At 38.1% G+C, this 19851-nt stretch carries 19 protein-coding genes; 3 read left to right on the top strand and 16 right to left on the bottom strand.

Annotated elements, in window-relative coordinates; all coding sequences use genetic code 11:
• Positions 1-8: 8 nt before the first annotated feature.
• From ACVWYN_RS10055 to spt, 6 genes are all read right to left on the bottom strand, one after another.
• Complete coding sequence (locus ACVWYN_RS10055; protein WP_457288724.1) at positions 9-1367, bottom strand: Gfo/Idh/MocA family protein; 1359 nt, start codon at positions 1365-1367, stop codon at positions 9-11.
• 21 nt (positions 1368-1388) lie between these two features.
• Complete coding sequence (locus ACVWYN_RS10050; RefSeq protein WP_457288723.1) at positions 1389-2732, bottom strand: 3-keto-disaccharide hydrolase; 1344 nt, start codon at positions 2730-2732, stop codon at positions 1389-1391.
• 30 nt (positions 2733-2762) lie between these two features.
• Positions 2763-3788 carry a DUF6807 domain-containing protein gene (locus tag ACVWYN_RS10045; protein WP_457288722.1) on the bottom strand — a complete coding sequence of 342 codons (1026 nt, stop codon included), beginning with the start codon at positions 3786-3788 and terminating at the stop codon, positions 2763-2765.
• A gap of 253 nt (positions 3789-4041) precedes the next feature.
• Positions 4042-5034: an NAD-dependent epimerase/dehydratase family protein gene (locus tag ACVWYN_RS10040; protein WP_457288721.1), complete on the bottom strand. Its 993-nt coding sequence runs from the start codon at positions 5032-5034 to the stop codon at positions 4042-4044.
• Positions 5031-6149 (bottom strand): hypothetical protein, encoded by a 1119-nt coding sequence (locus ACVWYN_RS10035; protein ID WP_457288720.1) that lies wholly within the window; start codon positions 6147-6149, stop codon positions 5031-5033. The genes ACVWYN_RS10040 and ACVWYN_RS10035 overlap by 4 nt, the downstream gene beginning before the upstream one ends.
• Positions 6149-7357, bottom strand: a complete 1209-nt coding sequence (gene spt, locus ACVWYN_RS10030; RefSeq protein WP_457288719.1) for a serine palmitoyltransferase — start codon at positions 7355-7357, stop codon at positions 6149-6151. Before spt ends, ACVWYN_RS10035 begins: the two co-directional genes overlap by 1 nt.
• A gap of 637 nt (positions 7358-7994) precedes the next feature.
• Here spt and ACVWYN_RS10025 point away from each other — a divergent pair.
• Together ACVWYN_RS10025 and ACVWYN_RS10020 are read left to right on the top strand one after the other, a co-directional pair.
• Positions 7995-8843, top strand: coding sequence for a dienelactone hydrolase family protein (locus ACVWYN_RS10025; protein WP_457288718.1), 849 nt, complete (start codon positions 7995-7997; stop codon positions 8841-8843).
• Positions 8843-10675, top strand: a complete 1833-nt coding sequence (locus tag ACVWYN_RS10020) for a glycoside hydrolase family 127 protein (RefSeq protein WP_457288717.1) — start codon at positions 8843-8845, stop codon at positions 10673-10675. The genes ACVWYN_RS10025 and ACVWYN_RS10020 overlap by 1 nt, the downstream gene beginning before the upstream one ends.
• Positions 10676-10679: 4 nt before the next feature.
• Here the strand turns inward: ACVWYN_RS10020 and ACVWYN_RS10015 are convergent, their stop codons facing one another.
• Positions 10680-12593, bottom strand: coding sequence for an AAA domain-containing protein (locus ACVWYN_RS10015; RefSeq protein WP_457288716.1), 1914 nt, complete (start codon positions 12591-12593; stop codon positions 10680-10682).
• Positions 12594-12665: 72 nt separating this feature from the next.
• Between ACVWYN_RS10015 and ACVWYN_RS10010 the strand changes: the two genes are divergently transcribed.
• Entirely contained in the window at positions 12666-13037 is a 372-nt protein-coding gene (locus tag ACVWYN_RS10010; protein ID WP_457288715.1) for a hypothetical protein, read from the top strand.
• A 9-nt stretch (positions 13038-13046) separates the two neighbouring features.
• Here the strand turns inward: ACVWYN_RS10010 and ACVWYN_RS10005 are convergent, their stop codons facing one another.
• From ACVWYN_RS10005 to moaA, 9 genes are all read right to left on the bottom strand, one after another.
• A complete protein-coding gene (locus ACVWYN_RS10005; RefSeq protein WP_457288714.1) occupies positions 13047-13631 on the bottom strand; it encodes an RNA polymerase sigma factor in 585 nt (194 codons plus the stop codon).
• Positions 13632-13719: 88 nt separating this feature from the next.
• Positions 13720-14628: a bifunctional molybdenum cofactor biosynthesis protein MoaC/MoaB gene (moaCB, locus tag ACVWYN_RS10000; protein ID WP_457288713.1), complete on the bottom strand. Its 909-nt coding sequence runs from the start codon at positions 14626-14628 to the stop codon at positions 13720-13722.
• Position 14629: 1 nt separating this feature from the next.
• The gene (locus ACVWYN_RS09995; RefSeq protein ID WP_457288712.1) at positions 14630-15073 is read right to left on the bottom strand and encodes a molybdenum cofactor biosynthesis protein MoaE; all 444 of its coding nucleotides are present in this window, start codon (positions 15071-15073) and stop codon (positions 14630-14632) included.
• Positions 15070-16185 carry a ThiF family adenylyltransferase gene (locus ACVWYN_RS09990; RefSeq protein ID WP_457288711.1) on the bottom strand — a complete coding sequence of 372 codons (1116 nt, stop codon included), beginning with the start codon at positions 16183-16185 and terminating at the stop codon, positions 15070-15072. The genes ACVWYN_RS09995 and ACVWYN_RS09990 overlap by 4 nt, the downstream gene beginning before the upstream one ends.
• Before the next feature lie 3 nt (positions 16186-16188).
• Complete coding sequence (locus ACVWYN_RS09985) at positions 16189-16422, bottom strand: MoaD/ThiS family protein (protein WP_457288710.1); 234 nt, start codon at positions 16420-16422, stop codon at positions 16189-16191.
• Between the two features lie 4 nt (positions 16423-16426).
• The gene (locus tag ACVWYN_RS09980; RefSeq protein ID WP_457288709.1) at positions 16427-16927 is read right to left on the bottom strand and encodes a molybdopterin-binding protein; all 501 of its coding nucleotides are present in this window, start codon (positions 16925-16927) and stop codon (positions 16427-16429) included.
• Position 16928: 1 nt separating this feature from the next.
• Complete coding sequence (locus ACVWYN_RS09975) at positions 16929-17669, bottom strand: sulfite exporter TauE/SafE family protein (RefSeq protein ID WP_457288708.1); 741 nt, start codon at positions 17667-17669, stop codon at positions 16929-16931.
• A 2-nt stretch (positions 17670-17671) separates the two neighbouring features.
• A complete protein-coding gene (locus ACVWYN_RS09970; RefSeq protein ID WP_457288707.1) occupies positions 17672-18850 on the bottom strand; it encodes a molybdopterin molybdotransferase MoeA in 1179 nt (392 codons plus the stop codon).
• A gap of 6 nt (positions 18851-18856) precedes the next feature.
• Positions 18857-19837, bottom strand: coding sequence for a GTP 3',8-cyclase MoaA (gene moaA, locus ACVWYN_RS09965; RefSeq protein WP_457288706.1), 981 nt, complete (start codon positions 19835-19837; stop codon positions 18857-18859).
• Between the last annotated feature and the right edge of the window lie 14 nt (positions 19838-19851).

Here is a 19851-nt window from a genome sequence, read left to right as displayed (position 1 = left end):
CGGTATTTCTAAAATTTAAATATTTTACCGCCTACCATCACTTCTTGTCTCGATTCATCGAATGTAGCTTTCTGCCCTGTTCGAATTGCGGCGTTGGTCATGATGTTGGCAATGGAATGGGAATAACCAGCTTCAACCGGAGCATTTGGCTGCTCGCGACTTCTTACACATTCCATCCAATTTCTCATATGTGCTGAGGTCAATTTATCACCACCAGTATTGGCAGATGCAACAACCTTTTCAACCATATCTGTAAGTTTAAGTTCTGGCAATAAGTTAGGTTGCATATTCATTGCTTTTGCTGCACCTGCTGTTAGACCACCTCTAGGTGATACCGTGTTTGTGTTAAGGTTCAGCTCGCCACCATTGGCATAATAGATCTCTGCAGGGTTTTCATCACCATTGTGCATTCTTGAAGTAAATACAACCTGAAAGCCATTATTGGGATCATTCTCTTTACCATAATCAAACACAGCAGTTGTGGTATCCCAATTACGGCGACCATCTTTCCACTGATAAATACCTCCATTAGCCACTACACTGCGGGGGTGTTTAAGGCCGGTAAACCAATGTACAGTATCAATTTGGTGTGACATCCATTGTCCGGGCATACCTGAGGAAAAGGGCCAGAATAAACGGAATTCAAGGTATTTGCGCGGATCCCATTCTTCAAATGGCCGATTCAATAAAAAGCGTTTCCAATCGGTATCTTCTTGCTTTAGTTTGGCAACAAGGTCCGGCCTGCGCCATCTACCCGGCTGGTTTACATTCCAGCTTAACTCAACCATGGTAATATCTCCAAATTTGCCATCTTTTATAAATTTCGAAGCGGCCTTGTAATTATCTCCACTTCTTCGCTGTGATCCTATCTGGAGAATCTGCTTACCTGAACGAACGGCTTTTAAAGTCGCACGGGCATCTTCCATAGTTTCTGCAAATGGTTTCTCACAATAGACATCACATTTGTTATTCACCGCTTCCGCTGCATGCGAAGCATGTGCAAAATCAGGAGAGCTGATAATTACCGCGTCAATATCTTTGGTGCCATATAATTCATCATTATTTCTGCAACCTTTGATGTCATGACCCATCTTAGATTTTAAATGATCCATACCCAACCCTCTTCTGTAGTTCCATAGGTCAGAAACTGCCACAATATCAAAATTCAACTCCTTGTTATGATTAAGGAAGCTGGGTAGCAGGGCATCTTTAAATCGATCGGAAAACCCGACTATACCAACCCTCACCCTATCATTTGCCCCTATGATGTTGCTGTAGCTTTTTGCACTCCAACCCATAGCACCCAAATAAGTACCCGCAGTAGCTATTGCGGACTGCTTTATAAATTTTCTTCTGGAATCTTCCATAATTTTATAGTTCTTTTATTTTTATACTCTAAAGGAAACCCTATCCCCGTGGTCTTGTAACAAAATGTGACCTTTTGGTGCCATACCAAAACCTTTCCAGTCCTTATACTTGCTTGCCGCAACAAGTTCATAAAACTCTGGTGTACCCCTTGTAAACTCAGTTATCTTTATACCGTTTAACCAATATTCTATGCGGTTGTCTTTGTAAATACGTATATATCCCCGGTTCCATTCGCCTATAGGGCGATCTGCGCCTACATTTTTCTTGCTTGCAATTAAATCATAAAGCGAACCTAAAGTTCTGTTTCCGTTCTTACCAAGCTTGGCATCAGGATGACGCAGATCGTCTAAAATCTGATATTCCATTCCAATTGCTGACCCCTTATTGCCTTCAGTAAGGGTTACAAAATATTTTACACCACTGTTTGCACCTTCTGTTAATTTAAAATCGAATTTCAATTCAAACGCCCCATATTCCTTTACGGTAACGATGTCTCCTCCATTTGTTGATTCTGCACCGGTAGCTTTGTCCACACTTAGCTCGCCATTTTGTATGTTCCAGCCTTTTTCTGGAAACTTATCTTTATAAGCGCCAACCCAGCCATTGGTGGTTTTACCATCCCATAATAAAGAAAATCCTTCTTTCTTTTCTTGTGGAGACAAATCATTAGGAATCATATTTACAACAAATATATTGTTGGCCTTGCTTGGTTTTAAGTCGGCTGTTTTTATACGAATGTTGCGCCAGCGTATTTGCTTGCCAGGATTATCATTTTTACCTATTGCATGTACTTGGAGTGCAATAAAGCCGTTTGGCGTTGCCTCATCAATTAGGTTTGCAGTTGGAATACCATTTATCCAGGTCCTTATAGATTTACCTATACATTCTATACGGTATTTATTCCATGCTTCTTTTTTAAAGGCGGCCTGACCAGTGGGATTAATGCCAAGGGGATACAACCAGCCTCTCCTTGCCTCATCATAAATTCCACCGCTCCACTTTCTATCTGAAGGATCGACCTCTACCTGATAACCATGAACCCGGCCATTTTGATAATTTGAATTACTTTCGCTCCGGATCTGAATACCAGAATTCATTGAATTATCGACCAATAGTTCTAGTTCTAGGATAAAATCTCCATAGTTTTTATCTGTTGCCAAAAAAGAATTGGGCTCATTCAGGACAGTAGAACCAATAATCTCTCCATTTTCGACTGTGTATTTTGCTTTGCCGTTGAGATGATGCCATCCACTAAGGTCTTTTCCGTTAAAAAGACTTTGCCATTTTCCAGTTTGTGCCAATAATACTGTAGGGCAGGATACAAATGCTAAAGCGGCAAAAATCAATAATCTTTTTGTTTTCATTTCTATGCTATTATATTTAATGTATTCTTTTTATTTACCAAACTCAGCGGCTTGTTTATTGAGTGTTTCTGGTCTAACTTCTTCATTGGAAGTAACAATCATACGGTACCTAAATGTAACCGACTGCCCGGGATTTAGTCTTAAATTCAATTTCTCCTTTCCATTACTAAAAATCTCCTGACCAAGCGGATTAGCAGCAAATAATCCATATTCACGGGCATGCCAATAGGTAGGATAACCTGGGTTTTTAGGATGATCAATAATTGCTACCGACAGCGGTTTTCCCTCCTTAGTTCCAGTAAGTAGGCACCAAGTTCCACGTGTTGCCCAGACGCCTGTCCCGGTTTTCCCTTCGCTCGTTAAGTAGTTTCCACTTGCTCCATTGCCGGATGCCGGTACCTTGGTCACATTACCATGGCTATCGGTAAATTCTTCAACCTTGTCAGATGCAAACTCTAGTTCCTTGGTTACGCGAAGGCCAAGCATTCCATCTTTAATATCCTTAAATAGTACTGTGTCTTTTTGTGCGGTTAGGGTAGTAATCCTGTCAATATTCCTTGTATCAGATGTTCCGCTAAAAATAAATGTAGTGCTCTCCTTCAACAAGATGTTTTTTGACTGATTTTCCCAATTGGCGGTATAGCTTATTTTCCCTTCTTTTTTACCACTTTTTGTGTTGGTTACTTCAACATTTCTTATCCAGCCAAATTTAGATTTTCTTTCAGCCGGGATGGCATAAGAATTATTCCAAAAATCTAAACCATTTACACTCTCGTAATTAAGCCAATAGCCAACATGATGCGGGTGGTCAGTTCTTTCCCCATCTCTGCTTTTTAAAGGAAATCCACGGGTAACGATTACACCATTTGCTGCATTAATTGGATATAGAACTGGCTTTTCCATGTTATCCGGATAAATTAGACTGGTAAATAGTTTGCCATCTATATTGACATCTACCTTATGCCCTAAGTTGCTTTTAACAACATCAACTTTTTTGGTTTGAGCAATGAGATTGAGGCTTACACAGCAACAGCTGAATAGGAAAAAATTCTTCATAATATTTGGTTGTAGCAATTTCAGTTGCCGGCCGAAAGTATAGTTAAATATAGCTTTCTCATCCTATAATTGGCTCAATAAATGCCATTTGCAATTGAAAATTTACGAAAACGATTGCGCAAGAATCTACCGATTGTGTTCAATAAGACCTGTTATAATTGGAGCGATTTCGATTTTACTGTTGATCACCGATTTAATAACTATGAACTAAATTGCTGTTAACAAATATATTTAATGTTGACGAGTCGGGCAGTTATAGCCAGTTATTTTGCTTGTACCAGTGTGCCGTTTCAGCAATTCCCTTTTCCAGATCGTACTGCGGGTCGAAGTTTAGATCGTTTTTTGCCTCATTTATACTGCAAACCCAGTTTATGGCAGTGAGTTCAGCCATTTTCTCTTTATTCAGGGTTGGAGTCTTTTTACTACTTGAGTATATAATATCCATTATGAAAGCAAATGTTGAAACTAATATTATAGGTAGATGAAACAACAAGGTTTTTTTACCCAGTGCTTTCTTGATGAAAATAGCTAATGCGTACCTATCATAAATTTTACCATCTGAAATATTGTACGCCTTTCCGGATACAATTTCGCTTTCAAGAGCCAAGATTATAATCTTAACAAGGTCTTTTACATAGATGAAACTTAATTGCTGTTTAAACTTACCAATATAAGGCTCAAGACCATTATTTATGCTCTTAAATAAGATAAATAGATCCTTCTCTCTTGGCCCGTAAACTGCTGTAGGGCGGATGACTATCAACGGCAAACCTGCTATTTCAGATAAATACCTTTCTGCTAATAATTTACTTCTTCCGTAATAAGTAACCGGTTGAGGTAGAGAGGTGGGTAAAATCTTCTCGTTTATTACTTTCAAAGGTCCTATTGCGGCCAAACTGCTAACGAATAAGAATTTTTTTACTGGGTACTTTAAACCGTGAACTGCTAAAGCTAAGTTACGGGTATATTCCGCATTAACTAGATTGTAATCTGCCTCAGTTTTGGCTTTAGTGCTCCCAGCAGCATGGATGATATAGTCAAATCTTTCAACTTTCAATAAAGCGATAAGCATTTCTATATCGGAGTAATCAAGTTCTATATAACTAATATCATAGGCTCGAAGATGAGAAGTATCACTATTAGCACGTATTGCAGCATAGACTATGTAATCAGCCTTTAGACATTGCTCAATCAAATGAAATCCTAGAAAGCCTGTGGCACCGGTTATCAGTACCTTTTTACTCATATTTTCTTTTCGAATATCCTATATTTCTTATAAGGATCCCCCTTAATTGCTTTAATGGCATTATTTACCATATCGTTGTGTTCGAGTGTCCAACCTGCCTCAGCATACTTCAAGCCTTTATCCCGATAGGCCTTAATAATTCTTGCATATATACATGCTTCGATACCCATTTTACGATATCCATCAATCACTCCTAATAAGAGAATTCTAATACCTGTGACCTTCTTTTTTCCAAACAAGAGCTTAAATATACCGGTAGGTAATAGGCGGCCCTTTTTAATTTTGATCTGGATCTGATTCATGTCAGGTATAGCTGCTCCAAAACCTACCAATTTTCCGTGTTGCTCTGCAACGAGGCAAAAATCCTGATCAAGTACAAGTTTTAAATCTTTAGCCTGGTAATCAAATTCTTCATCGTTCAAAGGAACAAATCCTGTGTTTTTGTCCCAAGCTTTGTTGTATACTTCACGCAGACTGGCTGCCTCTTCCTTAAATTTTTTAAGATTGATTTTTCGTATGGTGATGTCTGCGCGCTTCAGGCGTTCCTCAAGTCTATCTAATAACTTTACAGAGCGATCATCGTAAGCATCCCCTGTAAATTTCCACGCAATAAGGTCTACCTGTTTTACTAATCCTGCGCCTTCTAATAAAGCAATATAATATTCTGCATTATATGGCATCATTACAACAGGTGGCGAATCAAATCCTTCTATCAATAGGCCACAACTCTCATTTGTTGAGAAATTAACTGGTCCAATAATTTTATTTTTAACTCCCTTTTCTTTAAGCCATTTCACAGCAGTATGCATCAGTAGGTTTGCTGCTTCCTGATCATTAATACAATCAAAGAACCCAAAAAAACCGTCGCTGGTATTATTCAACTTATTGTGACTATTATTTAAAATTGCAGCAACACGACCAATTATTTTTCCCCCATCAAAAAGTAGAAAACACTGCAAAGATGAGTGTTTATGAAAAGGATGAGTAGTTAGTAAATCTCTTTGTGCTATAAAGAGTTCCGGTACGTAATTTGGATCGCCATCATACAGGTCATGCGGGAAATCAATAAAAGTGGCTAGTTCTTTTTTAGTGCTTACTGCAACTATTTTTTTCATTAAATGCTAACTTGAGATGTAGTGTGAACATGAACCTCTTTTGCCGCAGCTGATAGTTTATCTACCGCTTCCTCAATTTGTCCAAAGGTGTGAGTTGCCATTAGGGAGAACCTAATTAGAGAAGAATCTGATGGAACAGCAGGAGAAACAACCGGATTAACAAATATTCCATTATTGCTCAGAATGTTTGTAATTAAGAATGTTTTATCATTATCCCTAATATAAACCGGAATAATCGGGCTGTCTGTATGGCCAATATCAAAGCCAGCATCAAGAAGTAGCTTCTTTGCATAATTTGTATTTGCCCAAAGCTGGTCTATACGTTGAGGTTCTGATTCAATAATGTCCAATGCAGCTATTACGCTAGCAACAGCAGATGGTGGCATACTAGCGCTAAACATTAAAGATCTTGCTCTATGTTTTATAAATTCTATGGTTTCCTCAGTTCCAGCTATAAACCCACCTAAAGAAGCCAATGACTTACTAAAAGTACCCATGATCAGGTCAACCTTATCTGTAAGTCCAAAATGAGAAGCTGTACCTGAACCGTTAAACCCTATTACACCTAAACTATGTGCATCATCCATCATGATATTAGCACCAAATTCATCAGCAATTTTTACGATTTCAGGCAGATTTACTAAGTCACCCTCCATACTGAAAATGCCATCAGCAACAATTAGTTTTGCAGCATCTTCTGGTAGTCTGCTTAGTTTTTTACGCAAATCATCCATGTCATTATGCGCATACTTAATAGATCGGGAAAACGAAAGCCTGCTGCCATCAATAATCGAAGCATGATCATATTCATCTAGAATTAAGTAATCATTTCGGTCTAAAAGACAAGAAATCACTCCTAAGTTCACCTGAAATCCTGTGCTAAAAAGTACAGCAGCCTCCTTACCAACAAAATTGGCTAATCTTCGTTCCAGTTCAATGTGTATGTCTAAAGTACCATTCAAAAATCTTGATCCAGCACATCCAGTCCCGTATTTATCAATTGCTTTTTTTGCAGCTTCTTTTATTTTGGGGTGATTGGTTAATCCCAGATAGGAGTTAGAACCGAACATTAGTACCTTCTTCCCGTCTATAATCACTTCCGTATCTTGTCCAGATTCTATCGCTCGGAAATAAGGATAAAGACCTTTTTCCTTGATTGCATTAGCGTCTTTAAAAGCGGCTATCCTATCTTGTAATTTTTTATGCATGCTAGTACTATATTTAGATTACAGAGCAGATTGTTTTGATGTTTATTTTATGATAAGGGATCATTTGCTCTGTTTAATAACACCTTTTTTACATTTAGTTAAAAATCAACATTTATGCCAATAAATAAACTTCCCAAATCTAAGACCATAAACAGATAAAACAAAACATAAATTTGACAAGACCTGAATATATTACTTTTTGAGTTAAAAATTACAATTTACTTATAATTTGTTAATACTTATAGCAGGTGTTAATAAATTGATGTTTTATAATGCAAGTTTTGCCAAAAGCAAGAATTAAAAAGAAAACGGAGGTAGATCTTCCGACCTACCCCCGCTAAATTAACGCTCTCAATTATATAAACGAAGTAACCAATGATATGGTTTTAAAAGGATAAGAAAAGTTTGGAAAAGGAAACAGGGATATTCTATCCGAAGTATCCCTGTTATAATAGATGGTTAGTCCACCACAGACTAACCCAAACCAAACAAACTAGAACTATAACGCAATCCTATTACAAATGTTTTAAAAAATTTAAAACAGACAGTATATTGACAATGATAAAATTATTAGCTAAAGTGTTTTAATTGTTCTTTGTAAGTTTTTCCTATCTTGTTTAATCAATTGGGCTACAATATGAATCAGGAAATTATAAACCTTTATGATGACTATACCCATAGTAATCTAAAAAGGAAGGAATTTATGAAGAGGTTAGCCGTGCTTACAGGTAGCACTGCTTTGGCATTAACAGTTTTACCTCTTCTAGAAAATAATCATGCTATAGGAGCACAGTTAAATGATGATTCAATCACTTCAGAAGAAATAACTTATGCCGGTGTTGAAGGTGATATGAAGGCTGTACTAGCGAAGCCAAAAGGTCAGGGGAAATTAGGAGCAATACTGGTTATACATGAAAACAGGGGTTTGAATTCTCATATTATTGATGTAACTAAGAGAGTTGCCGCAGCGGGCTTTTTAGCACTTGGTGTTGATGCATTATCTCCCTTCGGCGGAACTCCGGCAGACGAAGACAAAGGCCGGGAATTAATAGGTAAACTTGATCCGGAAAAGAATTTAGAAAATTATTTGAAAGGTTTGCAGTTTCTTCGATCCCATAAATCTGGAAACGGAAAAGTTGGATGTATGGGTTTTTGCTGGGGTGGTGCAATGGCCAATAAGTTGGCTGTTAGTGATCCTAAACTTCAAGCTGCAGTTGCGTATTACGGGACACAACCTAAATCTGAAGAAGTATCAAAAATAAAAGCGAGTATGATGATGCATTACGGCGGACTGGACGAGCGAATCAATGCTGGTATCCCTGCTTATGAGCAAGCCCTCAAAGAAAGCAAAACTGATTATAAGATCTTTATTTATGAAGGTGCAAACCATGCTTTTAATAATAATACTTCACCAACAAGATACAATGAGGTAGCGGCTAGGTTAGCTTGGCAGAGAACAATAGCGTTTTTTGAAAAAGTGCTCTAATGCGAAAACTACTAATCCTTAATCTACTAATCTGCTTTTCACGAGTTGGCTTTACGCAGGATAAATTGAGTTTTGCAGCTAGTGAAACTATCACCGGTTTTTTGGGAGATCGTTTGATACATTCTTATGATAACAGAATCCTTTCACAAGATGCAGATTTGTTGATAGAACCCTTTAAACACCGAAATGAAACCAGCCTCTGGCAAAGTGAGTTTTGGGGGAAGTGGTGTACCTCCGCTGTTTTGGCTTATAAATACCATCCAACTTCTGCGCTTAAAACAAAACTTAAAGAAGCAGTATATGGGCTAATTGCAACCCAAACGCCTGATGGTTACATTGGTAATTATGCAGAAAAGGCCAGGCTGCAACAATGGGACATATGGGGGCGAAAGTATTGTATGCTTGGACTATTGGACTATTATCAGATTTCCAAAGATTTAAAGATCTTACACGCGGCAAAAGGAATTGCAGATAACCTGATTGATGATCTAAAAAAAACAGATGGGATTCTTGTTACTAAGGGCAACTACAGGGGGATGGCAGCATCATCTATCCTAGAGCCGATCTGCATACTTTATAACCTCACAAAAAATAAAAAGTACCTGGATTTTGCACAAGAAATCGTACGTCAATGGGAAACTCCATTTGGGCCTCAATTGATTAGTGAGTCAAAAACCGATGTTGCTAAGCGATTTCCCAAGCCGATTAACTGGTATTCTTTCGAGCAGGGACAAAAAGCATATGAAATGATGTCTTGTTATGAGGGGCTGCTGGAACTTTTCCGCATTACAGGAAAACCAGAATATAAAACAGCTGTTGAAGATACCTGGCAAAATATCTATGATACAGAAATCAATTTAGCTGGGTCTGGTGCTTCATCCGAAATGTGGTTTGGAGGTAAGCAGTTGCAAGCAAATCCTATACACCATTACATGGAAACCTGCGTAACTGTAACCTGGATAAAACTAAGTCACCAGCTGTTTAGGCTAACAGGCGAAGCAAAGTATGCAGATGCAGTGGAACAAACTTTCTATAATGCATTATTGGGTTCTATGAGTGTAAACGGTATGACTTGGGCTAAATATACACCACTATCAGGACTACGCTTGCCCGGTGATGGTCAGTGTGGAATGGACTTGAACTGTTGTATAGCTAGTGGACCGAGGGGGCTGTTTAATTTCCCTGAACACATGGTGATGAAATCAAAAGATGGGATATATGTTAACTATTATGCTGGAGGTATATTTCATACCTCATCTCCTAAGGGCAATTTAGTTGTGATAAAACAACAAACAACCTATCCTGAATCTGGATATATCAGTATTATGATAAGCCCTGCTAAATCTGAAACGTTTGAAATCTCTGTACGGATACCTGCCTGGAGCAAAGCAAATTCTATTAAAATAAATGGTCAGTCTGCAGGCAACATAACAACCGGTTATAACCAAATAAACAGATCCTGGAAAGACGGGGATGTGATCGATATCGAGCTTGACATGAGGGGAAGGGTAGCTTACATAGGTGATAAACCAGCATATTTTGCCATTCTACGAGGACCGATTTTACTAGCAAGAGATGAACGTTTTAAAGGAATAAACATCGGTGCAATGATCAACCCGGCAGTTGAAAATAGTTATGTGGCCTTGGAGCGGGTTCCTGCAACTGATTCCTGGATGCATTTTAAAATGAAGTCTAGTCCTGAGTCTTACAAAGAATCAGAGGCAGCCCTAGTAAGCGTTGATCTATGTGATTACGCATCTGCAGGAAATGGAGAGAACGCAACGTTTTTCAGGTCTTGGTTTCCACAGCTCATTGATCCCAGGCAAATGTAGTGTACTAATCTGCAAACTCCCAAGCGCTGTGATAAGCTGAGATTTTATCCGCATAATTAACAAAGCCCGAGTAAAATGGTAGCTTGGATAATGTAGCACTGTCTCCGATCACCACTAACTTCATCTTGGCTCTTGTCATGGCCACATTCATTCTTCGGATGTCGGCTAGAAAACCTATATTTTGTTCATTGTTGCTTCTGGTTAAGCTCAAATAAATTACATCCCGTTCCTGTCCCTGAAAACCATCAACCGAATTAATAGAAATATTGCTAAAATATTCTTCAGTTATTGAGCTCTCTTTCAAAAGGTTTCTAAGCAACTTTACTTGTTCCTGATATGGCGCTATAATTCCAACTTTAGGAAAATCTTTCGAGGAGTAATGAAGACTGAGTTTCTCCATATAATTCCCTAAATGTTTTATTAAAAACGCTGCCTCTTCTGGGTTTTGAGTATTGGTACCCTCACTCTTTTCGTCAAATCCACAGCCTGCTGTGTCTATGAATAGGAGTGGAGCATCTTCAGGAAATAGGGTTTGCAAAGCTACCGATTGATGCGCCTTTAAGCTATCCTTATAAAAAATTTGAGAGGAGTAAGCCATAATTTGCTTGTTCATTCGATACTGTTCCTCCAATAATATTACCGCGTTAGGATGTCGTTCTACGCATTTCTCTAATAAGGTTTTATTTAAGCCTTTTTTTGCAGCCTCACCTGATTTAATAGTCGGACTAAGCTGCAAATGATCACCAGCCAATATTAATTTCTGGCCTTTCAAAGCAGGTATCCAACAGGCTGGTTCTAATGCTTGTCCAGCTTCATCAATTACAATAGTATCAAAAAGTAGTTTTTTTATGGTGTAATGGTTTGCCCCTACCAGCGTGGCTGTAATTACCTGAGCCTTTGAAATCAATTGATCAGTTATATGCTGTTCCATATCATCAACTTCTTTTCCAATTTTGTGGGCCTCATTAAATAGTGCTTTACGCTGCTCCTGCTCAGCTCTACCAAAATTACGTTTGTATTTATGTGCCATTTTTTTGTATTCGGCTGCCTGCTTCTTTAATTTTCTGATGATTTTATTGCCATCATGTTCAGATAACTTCCTGTCGAGTGTCAGAGAAAGCATTTCTTCCGATACTCGCGCTGAGTTACCAATCCTAAGTACCTCTAAGCCGGCTTCAGCAAGCTTCATACTCAAAAGGTCTACTGCGGTATTGCTGGGTGCTACAACAAGTATTTGCTTGCCATCTAACTTATTCATTGCTTTAATGGCTTGCACCAGTGTAGTAGTTTTTCCTGTTCCAGGCGGGCCATGAACAATAGCAAGCTCATTTGCAGATACTATTTGATCAACTGCTATTTGCTGTTTTTGATTAAGGCTTGGAATAGAGTAATTAAAATCGGTTGGTTTGAAAGTCGCCGGGGCAGCACCAGTTAAAACAAGTGCCAATTTTGATCTGGGACTTATGGAAGATTCTTTTAAAACTTCAACTGCTTGATTTAAGGCGCCCTGCATTTCTTTGTAAGTATAGTTATCGAAAAGCAGATCAATACCCAATTTACCTTGCTTTGCCCAATCGGGCAATTCTTCAGTTTTTAAGGTAATTTTCATGGTATTTCCAGCAATAAATACAATAACCCCTTCTAAACGATCATTATTTGGATCATGATTTGAGAAAAATGAAACGGATGAGCCGAAACGGAATTGGTGCTGTAAATCTTGGTGAGTAGTGCGTTCTAATTCTAGGCTTAAGTAATCACCGCGACCTAATTCATTATTTCTAATGGCTATTGGATACCATGATAAACCATTCTGACGCCTGTCGGCAGCTGATGAAGCTGAGGTGAGCAGTTGATAAGACCTAAGGTCTTCCTCTTTTTCAATCTTAAGTAATTCGAGCAGGCTTTCAAAGTATCCCATTGGGTCAAAAATACTGGTTATTTATCAATCGATTAGAATATCTTTGGCCAATACTTCAAACGCCAATAAAGCATGTATAGACTTTCAAGAGAAATTATTCTGACTAAAGAGCTGAGTCATGCGCTAAAAGGTGCAGATAATCTTGTTAAACAAGACTTTTTGAAAGAAATTTTTGTGTCCGGAGTTTTTTACACACTCTTATTGGATTACGAGTATGGTAAAGGAAATCTTCAAAATATTAGTGCTAAAAGCAACAGTATTGAATTCACAAGTTCGACAGCAGGTTTTCTTTACCTGGGTTATGATATTAACGAATTTTCTATGTGTGCGGCCATAGATTATACAACCGAATATACTATGAAAATTGATTTTAAGATTGACTATGATACCAATAAAATCATTTTCACAGGTGAGGAACGCTATGAAAGACAGGATGAACTTTAATCGAAAAATTTATTTAAAGTATGTTCTTAACACTGTTATTGCCATCCGAAGTCTGGTCTTAACAGTTCCTAGAGGTATATTTAATTCTTCAGCTGCTTCTGATTGAGAATAGCCTTGAAAGTATACCAAGTCTAATATTGCGCGTTGAGATAAAGGAAGCGTAGTAGTTAGCTTTCGTATTCCTATCGTTTCAGGATTAAATAACAATTGATTTTTTAAATCTATCTGAGCAGAAGCATCCTCAATATCATCATTTTTACTGGTATTGATATAACCACGTCCTCTCAAATGATCAATAGCAGTATTTTTTGCTAATCTAGCCATCCAGGTAAACAAACGTCCACGTGATTCCTGATATTGATCAATTGATTTCCAGATCTTCACAAAAGTTTCCTGCAAAACATCTTCTGCTATTTCATCAAATTTTATTATTCTGGAAATAATCCCATACAAAGCCGGAGCGTACATGTTGTACAGCATTGAAATCACCTTTTGATCTCCAGACTTTATTCCGTTGACTAAGTTTTGTTCTGCATTGTTTAAATGTAGTACCAAATTTTGTTGAGGAATAGGATAATTTGATGTAGCAACCATTGTATGAATTAGATATGTCCAATGTTACACAAATGTTAAGCCCGTTATTATAATTATTCCGCTATAGAGTACGATATACTATTACACACTAATGTTTTCCACCTTTTATCATTTTTAACACATGCAAAATATGTGGGAAAAGCGCATCCATACTTTCTTCAACTCCTTTTTTGGATCCAGGGAGGCTTATGGTTAGTGTATTTCCTATAAATCCAGCTATTCCTCTGGAAAGCATAGCGTATGGCATTCTATCCTGCCCATATCGCCTAGCATTCTCCATAATACCTGGTATTGGTCTGTCCATCAATGGCTCCAAAGCATCAGGGGTTACATCTCTTGGAGACAATCCTGTACCACCTGTGTAGATTAAAAGTTGATAATTATCGGCAGATAATTGTTTTGCGCTATTTCTAATCAATTCTATTTCGTCGGGCAACACTTCATACCTGGATGTATTGATTCCATATTGTTCCAGTCTTGCTATGATTACTTTGCCAGAACTGTCCTGACCTTTTCCTTCAAATATCGTATCAGAGCATACTACTACAGCTGCCTTAAGCTCAAAAAATTCTTCTTTGTTAAAGTCGGTCTTTCCTCCAGATTTCTTTAATAACTTGATGCTTGTTATCTCAACTCCTTTGTCTATCGGTTTTAGCATATCATACATCGTTAATGCAGTTATTGATGCACCGTGCATGGCCTCAACTTCAACACCGGTCTTATAGATAGTATGCACTTCCACACTGATGATAATACTTAAGCCCACTATCTGATAAGTTATAGCAGTATATTCAATAGGCAAGGGGTGGCAGTCTGGTATCACATCACTGGTTTTCTTTACACCCAGTAAACCAGCAGCTCTGGCGAATTCGAAAACATCACCTTTAGGTACTTCGCGCTTTTCTATTGCGCTTATTGTTTCTTGTTTAGATACGTTTACGGTTGCTGTAGCAATGGCAACTCTTAGGGTATTTGATTTTGTTGTGATGTTTACCATATTAATTGTTTTCTTTCCACTGGTGTGTCTCGTCTTCAAAAATTTCCTTACCCCAAATAGGTAATTCTGTTTTTATTCTTTCTACAACCTCGGCACAAGCATCAATGGCAGGCTTCCTATGTGCAGCAGATGTAAATACAAAAAAGCAAATCTCACCAACCTTAATTCTGCCAAGACTATGATAAATATGCATACATTTTAATGGATATTTTTGGAATATACTTTCTCTTATTAACTGCATTTTTTCCAGGGCAAGGGTTTCAAACGCAGTAAATTCTATGGCAGAAACAAATTTGTTTCCTATCTGATCTCTGCGTACCTGTCCCATAAAAATACCATGACCACCTATATCTGTTTTTAAACTATGTTTAGAAATACTATCTGCTATAAAAATGGGTGCAATAGCACCTTTCATAAAAATATTCCTGATTTTTTTTTCGCTCATGTCAATGCTATAAAATGCTGCATCCATCTTGATATGCCACCTTTCAAGTTGAAAATGTTTTTATGAAACCCATACTTTTCCTTCATTGCTTCAGCGGCAGCCTCGCTTCTAATGCCATGTTGGCAAATAAAAACAATGTTTTGTTGTTGTAAATCCTCATTTAAAAGTTCAGGTAATAAAGCTATAGGGACCTGACGGAAAAGTGACTCGTTTAGTTTTGGGTATTCATGCGGCTCTCTAACATCAATAACTAATGTAGATTCCATTTTTAAAAAATCTAATAATTGGTCTCCATCAATATCAATAAAATGTTGAATCCTATTTCCTTCAACAACACCCTGTTTATCTTCCATAAATTCAGACTCATTGTCAGGCATTGCATACGTATCATGGGCTGGATTTAATTTAATTTCATAAAATACCTGAGTTAATAGATTATAGTTGAGTAACCTATTTATAAGTGGGTTCCCTATTTTTGCAATCAATTTAATTGTTTCAGCAGCCTGCATGGTACCAATAATTCCTGGTAAAACGCCAAGTACACCATTCTCTTCGCAATTGGGAAGTTCGCCAGCTAAAGGCATTACCGGAAAAATATCTCGGTAGTTAGTCGGGGCATTATTGCCATCGGCGACATGAAAGACAGCTATCTGACCTTCGTACCCTGATACGGCCGCAAACACCACAGGTTTTTTTAATAAAAAGCAAGCATCATTGATCAGATATCGCGACTCAAAATTATCAGTTCCATCCAGCACATAATCGAAGCCACTTATCAATTCTAAAATATTCTTACGTTCTAAACGTAGAGGGTATGCGGTAACTTTTATCTCCGGGTTTAAAGCACTAATTCTTTCTACAGCTGTAGTAGCTTTTAGCTTTCCAATATCATCAGTTGTAAAAAGGATCTGCCTGTGCAGGTTACTTAATGATACTACATCATTGTCTACAATACCAATATGTCCAATTCCGGCACCAGCAAGATATTGCAGCGCCGGACAACCTAATCCGCCAGCGCCGATAACTAACACACTGGCGTTGCTTAGCCTTTCTTGTGCCTCCTCTCCAAACCCCTTTAGGATTAATTGTCTATTGTATCGCTCGCTATTCATTATTTAGCCTCCAGAGAAAGGTGGCATAATTGCTATTGTGGCTTGATCGCTAATTTTTTTATTCTGCTGAACCAGTTCTTTGTTCAGTGCCAATTTGTATTTAATATGCTGCAATTCAGGAAATCTTTCCTGTAAAAAGGAATTGAGCCCATCAGTATCTGAAATACCTTCTAACATCATCCTCTGACTATCTATAAATTCCGATATACTTCCAAAACTGATAATTTCAATTTCCATCGGCCTAATTTACCTGAAAAATAGTAATGCTGCTCAATCCTTTCATAAATCTTCTGCCTGTTGCCCGATCTGTGGGAGATATCATTGCAATGTTTCCACCTTGTGTTTTTTCAGGATCAGTTTCATAGCTGGTCAATATCATAACCAGATCACCCATTGGGGTGTTAAAAATCTCATTCCAGGAATACACTACCTTGTAATCGTCATTGGCTTTACAAACGATATAATATTCATTTAATTTTTTTGGTGATTCTGAAATGATCTCTACACCATTTAATATATCTTTAAGCAGTATACCCTTTACCTTTTTAATGCTGCCTTTACGTTGCATTAAATGGTTATAAACAGTCATACTGTCAATGCTTATACTTTTGTAATTGTTTAAAGATGCCAAGTTTATGGTAAGTGGTTTTTTTACTTTACCATCGATAACAAACTGTTTGCTCTCTTGTGCCTGAATTGTGAAAATCATTGCTGAAAACAGCACAATAAATAGATATTTCATTTTATGCATGTGTAAATAGCAGTTTATAAGCGGCAAGTGCGAGTACACAGGCCAGTACATTTTTTAATATATTTTGAGGAAATTTGAGTGCGCCAAAGTAAGCGCCAAGGATTCCGCCTGCAAATGCAACACCAACATACCCCAGCATGTGAATGTTAAAGTCAAAGCCTTTAATCAGCTGACCACCTAAGCCAGCCACTGAATTGACAAAAATAAAGGCGGCACTAATGGCAGCAGTCTGTTTCTGGTCGGCCCACTTTAACATTAATATTACCGGTGATAAAATAATCCCTCCACCAATACCGATCATGCCAGACAGTAATCCTATTATGCCACCAATAAACAACGATAGTGGAATATTGACCGACCTAAAGTCCTTCGGGTCTGTATTCTTAAAAAACAAGAAACGTACCACTGGGATCAGTAAAAGTACACCTAGTATTTTTTTATAAATATTGTTTTCAATCACCATCATTCCACCCACAAAAGACAGTGGGATGGAGGCTAAGGCAAAAGGCCAGAAAAGCTTCCATTTAAAATGCCCCCCTCTGTAAAATTGTATAAAAGAAGTAGAAGAAACAAAAAGATTCAATAGCAACGCAGTTGGTTTCATCACTGCAGGAGCTACCGCAAACAATGCCATCAGTGCAAGATAACCGCTCGCACCACCATGCCCGACAGAAGCATATAAAAATGCGATGATAAACAGCAAACAATAAAATAAGAGATAACTTGTTTCCATATTTATTTTGGCATTAACAGAATATAAACCTGATCGCCAGCTTGAAAGCAATCCTGATCTTCTTCAAGACGTATTAAACAATTGGCCTTTGCAAATGAACTCAAACGAAAAGATTCTTGAGCATTTAATGGAGTTGCCATGCCATCCTTATACGTTCCTTTCAAGAAATGAGTTAATCCAACAGGTTTATTATAAGCATGTGTCAGCACCGCGGTTATTTCTACATCATCATTTTCTTTGTTTGCCAGAATTTTCAATGCAGGAAGCACGTAATTATAATAGCAACTCAATACTGAAGATGGATTTCCAGGTAAGCCGTAGACCAGCTGGTTTCCTTTTTTTCCAAAATAGAGTGGCTTTCCGGGTTTTTGTTTCACATTATGAAAGTATTGCGATATACCACATAATTTGGAAGCTTCCACTACAAAATCATAGTCTCCAACACTTACTCCACCGGTCAGCAAAATTACATCATTGTTTTCCAGCGCGCTGCTGATGACTTTTTTGACAACATCAAGATCATCGTCCGCATTAAATAAGGTGATGTTAGTTATCCCTTCACACTGCAAAGCTGCACGTAACGAATAAGAATTAGATTCGTACACCTGCCCGAAAGCCAGATCCTTACCGGGCTGCTGCAATTCTTTTCCTGTGGTAATAATAGCCACACGTGGTTTCGGGTATACCATCACTTCAGATATTCCTATACCGGCCAGAAAACCTATAGCCGCAGGGCTCAAATAACTACCTTTCGGCATTGCTAGATCACCTTTTTTCAGCTCAGTACCTATACCTCTAACATTTCCACCAGCTATTAAATTGTTGTCCAATATGCTGATGAAGCCTGCTGCAAGCTCCACTTTTTCCTGCATCACCACCGTATCTGCACCATCCGGTAAAGGGCCTCCGGTAAATATCCTGCTTGCAGTTTTCCTGGCTATTGTAAAAGGAGCAGGTGTTCCTGCAGCCATCTCTCCGCAAACGAGCAATGTTTCTGCAACTTCGTTAAAATTAAAAGCATAACCATCCATTGACGATTGTCGGAAAGCAGGGATATCGAACTCACCTATCACATCGCTAGCCATTACATGTCCCCCTGCCTCAGAAAGTTTCATTTTTAAAGGACTTAAACGACTAACATTATTTAAAACAAGCGCTTTTGCTTCGTCAACAGAGATCATTTCCAACTATCCTCCAATGGTAATCATACTTCTATTAATTATAGAACTGGCATCAACATGTTCAAAATTATGATTAAGCTGCCCGCCGAGCTCTTTTTTCTTGCTCCATATAGAAGCCTGAATTAATGGGAGTACATCTTCCTTATTTCTCAATGCAGAAAGCAAGTCGGTCTCCCTCTCAGAAAACAGGCAGTTTTTTAGTTTTCCATCAGCCGTTAGGCGCATTCTGTTACAGGTATCACAAAAAGGGGCTGTCATTGTGCTTATAATCGCAAAAGAGCCATCATGACCAGGAATCATGAAATTTTTTGCAGTATCATGAGGTTTAGATTTAACAGATAAAACCACATAGTTTTTTTCCACAATAGCCATAATCTCTTCCAGAGAACACATCTTATTGCTGGTCCATTTATTGCCGCTAAAGGGCATAAACTCTATAAATCTAACCTGAATAGGGTTGTGCTTTGTCCACGCAATAAAATCTGGAATTTCCCCGTCATTTAATCCCTTCATCACTACCATATTAATCTTTACTGCTATTTTATGCTGGAGCAGTAATTCAATATTACTACGCACCTGATGAAAAACATCTCGTCGGGTAATGTGCAAAAATTGCGTTGCCTGAAGTGTATCCAGACTAACATTGATGCTTTTTATACCCGCTTCAATTAGTTGAGGCAATAATTCATGTATACGGGTGCCATTTGTTGTAATGACAAGTTCAACGGGCAGTTTCCCTAACGCAGAAATAATAGCTGCCGCATCCTTACGTACCAGAGGTTCACCTCCAGTAAGTCTTATCTTTTTTACACCTTGTGCTACAAAAAGCTCAGCCAACTTAACAATTTCATCCTTTTGCATCAGGCGGGAGGCAGGGGTGAAGTCGTATTCCTCATCCGGCATGCAATAAAAGCAACGAAAATTGCAATTATCAGTCAGGGATATACGCAGGTAGTCATGTACCCTTCCAAAAGAATCTACTATCATTATCCGGGTGCTTA

The sequence above is a fragment of the Pedobacter sp. UYP24 genome (assembly GCF_054057295.1).
Note: the sequence above shows the minus strand (reverse complement) of the source record. Positions and strands in the feature narration are given on the sequence as shown.